Origin of the sequence: Salinibacterium sp. (assembly GCF_031364185.1) — a bacterium.
Classification (GTDB): domain Bacteria; phylum Actinomycetota; class Actinomycetes; order Actinomycetales; family Microbacteriaceae; genus Rhodoglobus.
In genome coordinates, this window is the sequence record NZ_JANLVV010000381.1 from 1 (window position 1) to 8,016 (window position 8,016).

The 8,016-nt window shown below is 62.3% G+C and carries 10 protein-coding genes and 1 pseudogene; 7 read left to right on the top strand and 4 right to left on the bottom strand.

Going from position 1 to position 8,016, the window contains the following annotated elements; all coding sequences use genetic code 11:
- The 7 genes from RMN95_RS16465 to RMN95_RS16495 all read left to right on the top strand — a co-directional run.
- Positions 1 to 403 (top strand): hypothetical protein (locus RMN95_RS16465; RefSeq protein ID WP_309617987.1); only part of this gene is annotated, 403 nt, incomplete at its 5' end.
- A 21-nt stretch (positions 404 to 424) separates the two neighbouring features.
- The gene (locus tag RMN95_RS16470; RefSeq protein ID WP_309617988.1) at positions 425 to 1,105 is read left to right on the top strand and encodes a response regulator transcription factor; all 681 of its coding nucleotides are present in this window, start codon (positions 425 to 427) and stop codon (positions 1,103 to 1,105) included.
- Entirely contained in the window at positions 1,102 to 2,052 is a 951-nt protein-coding gene (locus RMN95_RS16475) for a HAMP domain-containing sensor histidine kinase (RefSeq protein ID WP_309617989.1), read from the top strand. Before RMN95_RS16470 ends, RMN95_RS16475 begins: the two co-directional genes overlap by 4 nt.
- Positions 2,053 to 2,260: 208 nt before the next feature.
- Positions 2,261 to 3,769: a glycosyltransferase family 39 protein gene (locus RMN95_RS16480; protein ID WP_309617990.1), complete on the top strand. Its 1,509-nt coding sequence runs from the start codon at positions 2,261 to 2,263 to the stop codon at positions 3,767 to 3,769.
- A gap of 213 nt (positions 3,770 to 3,982) precedes the next feature.
- Positions 3,983 to 4,291 (top strand): hypothetical protein, encoded by a 309-nt coding sequence (locus RMN95_RS16485; RefSeq protein ID WP_309617991.1) that lies wholly within the window; start codon positions 3,983 to 3,985, stop codon positions 4,289 to 4,291.
- A 140-nt stretch (positions 4,292 to 4,431) separates the two neighbouring features.
- Positions 4,432 to 5,106: a phosphatase PAP2 family protein gene (locus tag RMN95_RS16490; protein WP_309617992.1), complete on the top strand. Its 675-nt coding sequence runs from the start codon at positions 4,432 to 4,434 to the stop codon at positions 5,104 to 5,106.
- A gap of 64 nt (positions 5,107 to 5,170) precedes the next feature.
- Positions 5,171 to 5,728: a putative immunity protein gene (locus RMN95_RS16495; protein WP_309617993.1), complete on the top strand. Its 558-nt coding sequence runs from the start codon at positions 5,171 to 5,173 to the stop codon at positions 5,726 to 5,728.
- 71 nt (positions 5,729 to 5,799) lie between these two features.
- Here the strand turns inward: RMN95_RS16495 and RMN95_RS16500 are convergent.
- The 4 genes and pseudogenes from RMN95_RS16500 to RMN95_RS16515 all read right to left on the bottom strand — a co-directional run.
- Positions 5,800 to 6,297, bottom strand: a pseudogene (locus RMN95_RS16500) (dihydrofolate reductase family protein); the annotation flags it as partial.
- A gap of 336 nt (positions 6,298 to 6,633) precedes the next feature.
- Positions 6,634 to 7,014 (bottom strand): type II toxin-antitoxin system PemK/MazF family toxin, encoded by a 381-nt coding sequence (locus RMN95_RS16505; RefSeq protein WP_309617994.1) that lies wholly within the window; start codon positions 7,012 to 7,014, stop codon positions 6,634 to 6,636.
- Positions 6,966 to 7,199 (bottom strand): hypothetical protein, encoded by a 234-nt coding sequence (locus tag RMN95_RS16510; RefSeq protein WP_309617995.1) that lies wholly within the window; start codon positions 7,197 to 7,199, stop codon positions 6,966 to 6,968. The genes RMN95_RS16505 and RMN95_RS16510 overlap by 49 nt, the downstream gene beginning before the upstream one ends.
- A 369-nt stretch (positions 7,200 to 7,568) precedes the next feature.
- On the bottom strand, positions 7,569 to 8,016 hold a 448-nt coding region (locus tag RMN95_RS16515), incomplete at its 5' end, for a GNAT family N-acetyltransferase (RefSeq protein WP_309617996.1).

Here is an 8,016-nt window from a genome sequence, read left to right on the forward strand (position 1 = left end):
CAGCACGACACCGGGTCTGACGATCGTGTTGGCGGCGGCGGAAGACATCGTCGACCCAGACACGAAAGCCGCCATCGATGACCGACTGCAGGTGACCCTGCGAAACGACACGGCGAGCGAGCTGTCATCCTTCGAGATCTATTACGTGATGACGGATGTGACGACCGGCCAGAGTGAAGCGTATTACCAGGCTCTCACGGGATTCACGGTGGCTGCGGGAGCTACGGCTACGCTGTCGTTTGACGGCGAGACAGGCCCGGGCCACTTTCCGGAGAACGCGTTCAGTATCTACCGAAGCTCCAAGAACCAGGTGGATTTCACCGTCGAAGTGAGCGCCGCTGGAGTAAAGGTCGCCAACGCCACCGCAACGAAGGGTTCTGGTGCAGGGGATGCCGCTGACTGACCCGGCCCTCAGGGGGCCAGCGTGAAACTGCTAGTGGTGGAGGACGACGTCCGCATCGCCGACGTTGTCCGGCGCACCCTCGCCGAAGCGGGGTATGCCGTGGATGTCGCCCACACCGCGCCGGCGGGGGTCGAGGCATTCGAGATAGAGACCTATGATCTCGTGGTGCTTGACCTCATGCTGCCGGGCCTTCCTCGGGGAGGAATGGATGTGTGTGCCCGAATCAGGGAGCTCAGCCACGACGTGCCCGTGCTCATGTTGACCGCGTTGGACTCCACTCGGAAGCGCGTCGAGGGGCTCGACGCCGGGGCCGATGACTACCTCGTCAAACCGTTCCACCTCGTCGAACTCCTCGCGCGCGTTCGGGCGCTTCTGCGCCGTGCGCCTCGCGCCCAGGCCCCTGTGCTTCGCGCGCAGGGAGTGACTCTCGATCCGGCGACGCGCACCGCGACCAGGTCAGGGCGCACGATGGTTCTTACGGCTAAAGAGTTCGCCGTGCTGGAATATCTCATGCGCAATGCGGGTCAGATCATCAGCGCTACCGAGTTGATCGATCACGCCTGGGACAGCAATTACGAGGGATTCAGCAACGTCGTGCAGACCTACATTCGCTACCTGCGCCAGAAACTCACCCTCCCCGGCGAGCCCGACATCATCGAGACTCGTCGGGGCGCCGGCTATGTGATCGCGGCAGATTCATGATCTTCCGTCGCGCGCTGGTCAGGCTCACGCTGACCTACACCCTGGTTCAGCTGATCCTCTTCGGAGCCTTCGCGCTGGGCATCTATGCCTTCGTGGTCGGCACCTTCGACATCGACGCCGCCGAACTGGATGGCGAGGCATCCCGCAACGTCGCAGAGCAGGGTTTCGCTAATCTGCGTACCGGGCTGATCACGGGGTACGCGCTCCTGGTGGTGGTCCTGCCCGTCTCAAGTTTCGTCATGGCTCGAGGCGCGCTGGCGCCCGTTCGGCGCAGCTATGAGTTGCAGCAACGGTTTGTGGATGGCGCCTCCCACGAGTTCCGAACCCCGCTCAGCGTCATTCAGGGCGAACTTGAGCTGGCCCTGTCGAAATCGCGCACCCCCGCGCAGTATCGGGCGGCAATGACCGTGGCGTTAGAGGCGGCCGGGGGACTCACCCGACTGACTAACGATCTGCTGCTGTTGACGCGCGCAGATTCGGGCGAGTTGGAAGCAACGTTCGAAACGGTCTCGCTCAACGATATTGTCGATCGTGCTCGGGAGGCGCTGGGGGTGGCAGCCACGAGGGTCGCCATCCGCGAATCCGAACCGGTGACCGTGCTCGGTTCGCCCGAACTTCTGACCCGCGCGCTGGCAAACGTTATGGACAATGCGGTCAAGTTCTCCGGCCCCTCGGGCCCGATCGAAGTGTCGCTTTCGTCCACAGGACGGGTTGCGAGTGTTCTCGTGAGGGATGACGGGCCCGGGATGACGGATGCCGAATCGGCTCATGCATTCGACCGGTTCTGGCGAGCACAGGAGGCGAGATCCACACCCGGCTATGGGCTTGGGCTGCCGTTGGTGCGGCAGATCCTCGCGGCCCACCATGGCCGGGTGAGCATAGCGTCGGTCGTGGGCGTCGGCACGTCGGTCACGGTGACGTTGCCTGTATCTCCATCGTTACTGTGATTGCAATCGATAGCGTTCACTCCGTTTCCTAGTTCAGAGGAACGGTCTTTAGACACGGCATTCTCCGGGACGTGAGAACTTCTTCAGGATCTGACATCTGCTGGGCAGCCTGCATCAAGCTAGCGGGCGCACTATGGCAGCGCGAGCACGCGGTAGCGCCAGCAGGTGACACGGGCCGCTTCGGATGAGATCGGAGGTCGAGTGACTGATGCTCGCGACTGCTGAACTCCCCGCACCGGGCATGACCTCCGTGCCCCGTCCGCGATGGCAATCCTCACCCGGCCTGCTCGCCACTCTGCTGGGTGCCATCGCCACAGTTACGTCCCTGACACTGGCGTGGATTCCGTCGTTCTGGGGTGATGAAGCGGCCAGCGTAATGTCTGCCCAGCGCTCGCTCGCCAGCTTGTTCCCCATGCTGGCCAACATTGACGCTGTGCACGGCGCCTACTACCTGTTCCTACATTTCTGGATTCAAGTATTCGGTACCAGTGAGTTCGCCGTTCGTCTGCCCAGCGCCATCGCCGTAGGCATCGCGACCGCGGGGGTAGTGATCCTTGTCGCGAGCATGGCCGACCGCCGCGCCGCCCTGATAGCCGGAGTGGTGTGTGCCGTCCTTCCCCGATTCACGGCCATGGGTGCGGAGGCGCGTTCGTACGCCTTCTCCACAGCCATCGGGGTGTGGCTCACCGTCTTGCTGGTCCTGTTGCTGCGACGATCTGAGAGGCGGTGGATGCCATGGATCGGCTACTCCATGCTTCTCGCGGTCGGAATATACTCCTTTCTCTATCTCGGACTTGTGGTGCTGGTGCACGCCGCGTTCGTGGTGATCGATCAGCGCGCTCGAGCAGTTCGTCTTCGCTGGGCCTTCTCTGCCAGCGTGGGGATGCTTCTTGCTGCCCCGATCGTGATGATGGCGATAAGTGAGCGAGGGCAGATCGCGTTTCTCTCGCGTCGCGCGACGGCGAGCGTCGAACGGATAGTCGTGACCCAGTGGTTCGGAAATGTTCCTCTGGCGATTTTCGGCTGGGCCCTCATCCTCCTCGCCGTCATCTTCGCGGTTCGACACCCGCGCTTTAAGCAGAGTCGCCTCGCTGTGCTGGCGATCCTGTGGCTTGCGCTTCCCACGGCTGTGGTCGTCGCCTTCAGTGCCGTCGTGATGCCGATCTACAGCGTGCGCTACCTGTCGATGTCGGCCCCTGCCGCCGCCATCCTGGTCGCCCTCGGAGTGAGTGCTCTTGCCCGCGGGCAGCTTTGGGTGCGGCTGTGCGTGCTCGGTCTGATTGTCGTGCTCGCTTTTCCCATCTGGATGAGCCAGCGCGGCGAGTTTGCAAAGGATGGTGGTTCAGACTGGCGCCAGGTGTCCTCGTTTATCGGTGCCGAGGCTGTGCCTGGTGACGGTGTGTACTTTGACCCCACAACCAAACCATCACGGCGCCCTCGACTTGCCCTGCATCTCTATCCGGGCGACTACGCGGGACTGGTGGATGTCGCGCTGAGGGTGCCCTTTTACGCGCATCCCGGGCTCTGGGATCTTCTGCTTCCGCTCTCGAGCGCTGCGCCGGTCATCGCGGCAGTTTCGCGCATCTGGGTGGTCGACCTGCGGGGAAGTGTCGGCGATACTTCATCGGCACAGCAGTCAGCGCTCGCAGCGCAGGGTTTTGCGTTGGCGGAAACGACTCGGCTCCATCGCACGACCGTCTACGAATACACGAGATAGAGGTGATGAGCAAAGCCGCGTTTGCGCGAAGCTGTGCGACCCGGAAGACCGCTGCCCAGAGCTGCTTGTTGTCGAGCTGCTTGTTGTCGAGCTGCTGAGAGATGGCCGAGAGACCGCCTCATTCCGTCACCGCTCTCACGTTCATCTCACACTGTGATTTCTAGCCTTGAGCTACCGTCATGCACCCCGCACGACGCAGCTACACGAAAGGACATGACCATGCAGAAGAAGCTCAAGGTCGCCGCAGGCTCCGCAGCTGCGCTCGCGATCCTCATCGCCGGAGGGCTGGCCATCGCACTGCCCGCCCAGGCGGCACCGACCTCGAAATCCGTCTCGGTCGTTGAACCTGTCGACGCAACCGACACGGACAATGTGCAGGATGGAGTCGACGAGGGTACTGGGACCGATGCCCCTGATGCCGCGGAGACCACCGATGGCCCAGATGGCGCTGACAGCACCGGGGTCGAAGACTCCAGCGACGATGTCAACGGCGTAGAGGTCGAAGACGGCACAACCGACTAGTCCGGACCGGGGGCTGGCTCGCGGGTTCGCGGGCCAGCCCTTTCCGTTTCCCTGAAAGCTTTCTCATATGTCAACAGCCATCTCAACGCTGCGTCAACCCCGCCCGCCGTACAGTCAGGACCGGCGTAAGGAGCATCACAATGGGCGCAGTTCGCTCACACTTTCCCCGTCTCGTCCCTACGGGCGGGGTTATCGGTCTACTGGGCCTTGTGCTTGTCGCGCTCGCCGGCATCGTCATCCGTTTCGTGGGGCTCAACCGCCCTACCCCGATTGACGTGTGGTGGCACGACCTCTTGGCCGCCTCCCGAAACCCCGTCGCAGATACTCTCGCCCAAGGTCTGAACGTCATCGGGGGCACCGTCTGGATGACGGTGATCACGGCGGCGCTGGTTGCGTTGTTGTTCTTCGCCCGACGCCGACGGGAAGCTCTCACGATCGGGCTCACGGTCGCCCTCGCGTCGGGCCTCTGCAGCATCCTGAAGCTCATGATCGCTCGACCGAGGCCTATCGATGGAATCGTCGATGTCACCTCTGACTCGTACCCCTCCGGACATGTGGATACCGCGGCAGCGATAACGATTGCGGTAGCGATCGCGTTCCCTCGGGTCTGGACCCGGGCCATCGCTGTCGTGTGGATTATCGGCATGGCACTGGGTCGCACCTACCTCCTGGTGCATTGGGCCTCGGATGTCGCGGCCGCCGCTCTACTCGGCTTATCGGTGGCGCTGCTCGTGTCGGCAGCAGTCGCGGCCATCGTTAGTCGGGCGACCCCCGGCAGGCGTTTTCTTAAAGAACCCTCGCTAGTGACGAAATGATTTCGGGGCTGAGCGCCGAAATCGAGAGTCCGCCGCCTGCGGCATAGAGTGCAAAGATGCTGGCATGCCCTCCCCGCAGTCACTGAGCGAAGCTGATCGCCGCATTGTCGCAACGTGGGCGGCGGACTGTGCCGAGCGAGTCCTGGTCTTGTTCGAGACGGAGGCTCCAACAGACGGTCGACCACGAGAGGCTATCGCTCGCACTCGGGCTTTTTCTCGCGGCGAACTCGATGCAGCGGGCGAGATTCGCCGCCGCTTCATCGCTGGACGCGCGGCGCATGCGGTGAGCTCTCCTGCGGCCGTGGCGGCCGCCCGGGCTGCGGGTCAGGCTGCCGGGGTCGCTCATATGGGCGCGCATGCTCTAGGCGCAGCCGCATACGCCGCACAAGCGGCCGGGCTGGCAGCTCCGGAGCAGCCCGCAGCCGCCTCTGATGAGATCTCCTGGCAACTTGAGCACATGAATCCTCACGTCCGGGTGGCGCTTCTGCAGTTGCCGCCACTGGGTGAGGACCGCGCGGGCCCCCTCGGCGCCGGACTTCTCGCGTCGGGCATCCTCGGGTCGATCATCCGGAAGATTCAAGCCGCGATCGGCAGCACCTCGCCAGAAGAGAGCGTCCCGTAGGCAGAGCGTTTTTTCCGTGTCTGCGGGGGGTGCGCCGAGCGTTGACTCGGCCTGCAAGAGATTCCACGATGTTAGACGAGGTACTCGATAGCGGTCTGGATCTTGGGACGGTAGACGCTGCCCATCGCCCCTCCAGAAAAGGCCGTTGAGCTGACCAGCTCGAGATCCAGTTCCTCCTGCAATCCTGTGAATAGACCTTCGCCGGAACCCAACACGACCGGGAGCACAGCGAACCGATACTCGTCGACCAGGCCCGACTGCACGAGGCTCCGGCCGAATTCCACGCCCCCTTGAGCGAGGATGTAGTCGCCGGGCTCCTGCTTCAGGCGCTCAGTCTCCGTGGCGATGTCGCCACTGGCGACTCGGGCCTGGGTGTAGGTCGTCGCGACGGACGGCTGCGTGGTCGATGCAATCTGCGCGCCGGGTTGGTATGCCGACTGCCGAGTGAACACGACCTTGGGTTTCTCGTTCATCGGAGCAGCCATCGAAATCGCCGATGTCGGGTAAAAGGCGACGAAAGTCTCGAACAATCGACGGCCCGCGACATGGACGTCTTCAGCACGAGCTTCCTCATCAACAACCGTCTAGTCAGAGTGTGGACACCCGGCCCCACACTAGGCGGGAGCGGAAGCGTGATCAACCACCCTAGGCCTGGGAAAGTGCGACCCGAGCGATCCTTGCACGGTCTGACATTTCAGCAGATCGATCAGCGGAGACCTGAGTGACGTTGAAAGAATCGCGCAAACGACGAGCATTGGGACGATGCGGGGGGCGGTGAATTCCTTTCGACGATGTGGATGCCTCATCCAGTCGCCTTCTGAACACCGCTCGGGTGCGTCACAAAGGAAGGTCTTAGGCGGCAGCTCGAACCGCCCGGTAGCGGCTCGCGTCCTCGCAGTTCGTCATCACAGATCTAGGACGAATCGCAGAGACTGGTCGATCTCTTGCATCGAACCAGGACCGACCATCCCGTGCCGAGAGGTTAGCCGCTCGACCGAGACCACCCGCAACTGATCGCAGCGGGCGTAGCACGTATGTTCCAGCCCGCTAACCTCAGGCTCCAACTCGACGTGGCTTCGAAGCCCGTATCCGCGCGTAGTAATCGGCACGATAACAACCAGCCCACCCGCACCGTTATTGAGGATGTCAACGGATACCACCACGGCCGGTCGTCTGAAGGCCGGCTCGTGGCCGATCGGCCGGCCGAGATCCACGTAGTGGACCTCTCCGCGCCAGATCAAGCCAGCGCATCCCACTCGGTGCGTTCGGCCACATATCGCTCCCATTGTTCGGGATCATCGCGCAAACGCCGGTAGTCCTCGTTGAGCCCGCGTAGGAACTCACGCCGCTCCAGCGCATCAATGGCGTCATGCACGACATCAATAATCGAGGCCTCACGGGCCTTTGCGATGAGTTGAAGGCGTTCGGAATCGGGTCGTCGAATGCGGACGGTCGTAGTCTCTGTTGCCATAAACGAAGTGTAGACGAAATGTAGACACACAGCACCTCGTGCGGCAGATACGTGCCTGCCCCGTCCCGCCCCGCAGAGGAAGCTTAGGTTCAAGCGGGGCTCACAGCCCGCGCGTTACCTAGGTGATCTTTCCACCGTATGCGGCCCGATTGACAGCATCGGAAAAGTCATGTCGCGCTTGACTGACAGAAAGTTCGATGTCTGCGCTCACATAATTACGTTGCGCCAGATACGCCAGTTTGGCGGCCTACTGAATGATCGTGACTATCACCGTTTGTGAAGCTCTCGACGGGCTCCCCGTCAACTAACCTACGGCTGTCCCGCGGGTGCCGAGCGACGCGCCCGGACGGAAAGCCTTCCGGCAGGCTGCTAATTGAGATGCGGGGTCCATACATACGGTGTCGTGGTCGTGATCGCGATAAACCCGAGTCTGAGGAGGATGGGCTCACTGTCTTTGGAGGCATCCACTTGGAGATATTTCACGCCTCGTTCCCACGCGATCTGAGCTCGCCTCGCCACAAGCGCTGTGTAGATTCCTTGATCTCGCCACTCGACCAGAGTGGAACCACCCCACAATCCAGCGAAGTCTGTCCCGTCTTTGAATACGAGCCAGGCTGCCGAGACGACCCGACCCTCATCTTCCGCCACGAGAACAACGATATTTTCCGGCTCAGCTGTTATCCGGCTGTGGAGATCGTTGGCGAGCCAACTGAAATCCTCGCCCCAGACCTCGGATTCCATCTCCGCAATCGAATCTAGATCATGGCCGGCGTGAACAATCCGAATCACAACGCCCTCGGGCAGGCGTAGGTCGACA

Coding starts and splice junctions, on each gene's coding strand:
- RMN95_RS16510 (WP_309617995.1), bottom strand. CDS start 7,199: ATGGCAACAGAGACTACGACCGTCCGCATTCGACGACCCGATTCCGAA.
- RMN95_RS16480 (WP_309617990.1), top strand. CDS start 2,261: ATGCTCGCGACTGCTGAACTCCCCGCACCGGGCATGACCTCCGTGCCC.
- RMN95_RS16485 (WP_309617991.1), top strand. CDS start 3,983: ATGACCATGCAGAAGAAGCTCAAGGTCGCCGCAGGCTCCGCAGCTGCG.
- RMN95_RS16490 (WP_309617992.1), top strand. CDS start 4,432: ATGGGCGCAGTTCGCTCACACTTTCCCCGTCTCGTCCCTACGGGCGGG.
- RMN95_RS16475 (WP_309617989.1), top strand. CDS start 1,102: ATGATCTTCCGTCGCGCGCTGGTCAGGCTCACGCTGACCTACACCCTG.
- RMN95_RS16495 (WP_309617993.1), top strand. CDS start 5,171: ATGCCCTCCCCGCAGTCACTGAGCGAAGCTGATCGCCGCATTGTCGCA.
- RMN95_RS16505 (WP_309617994.1), bottom strand. CDS start 7,014: ATGGGAGCGATATGTGGCCGAACGCACCGAGTGGGATGCGCTGGCTTG.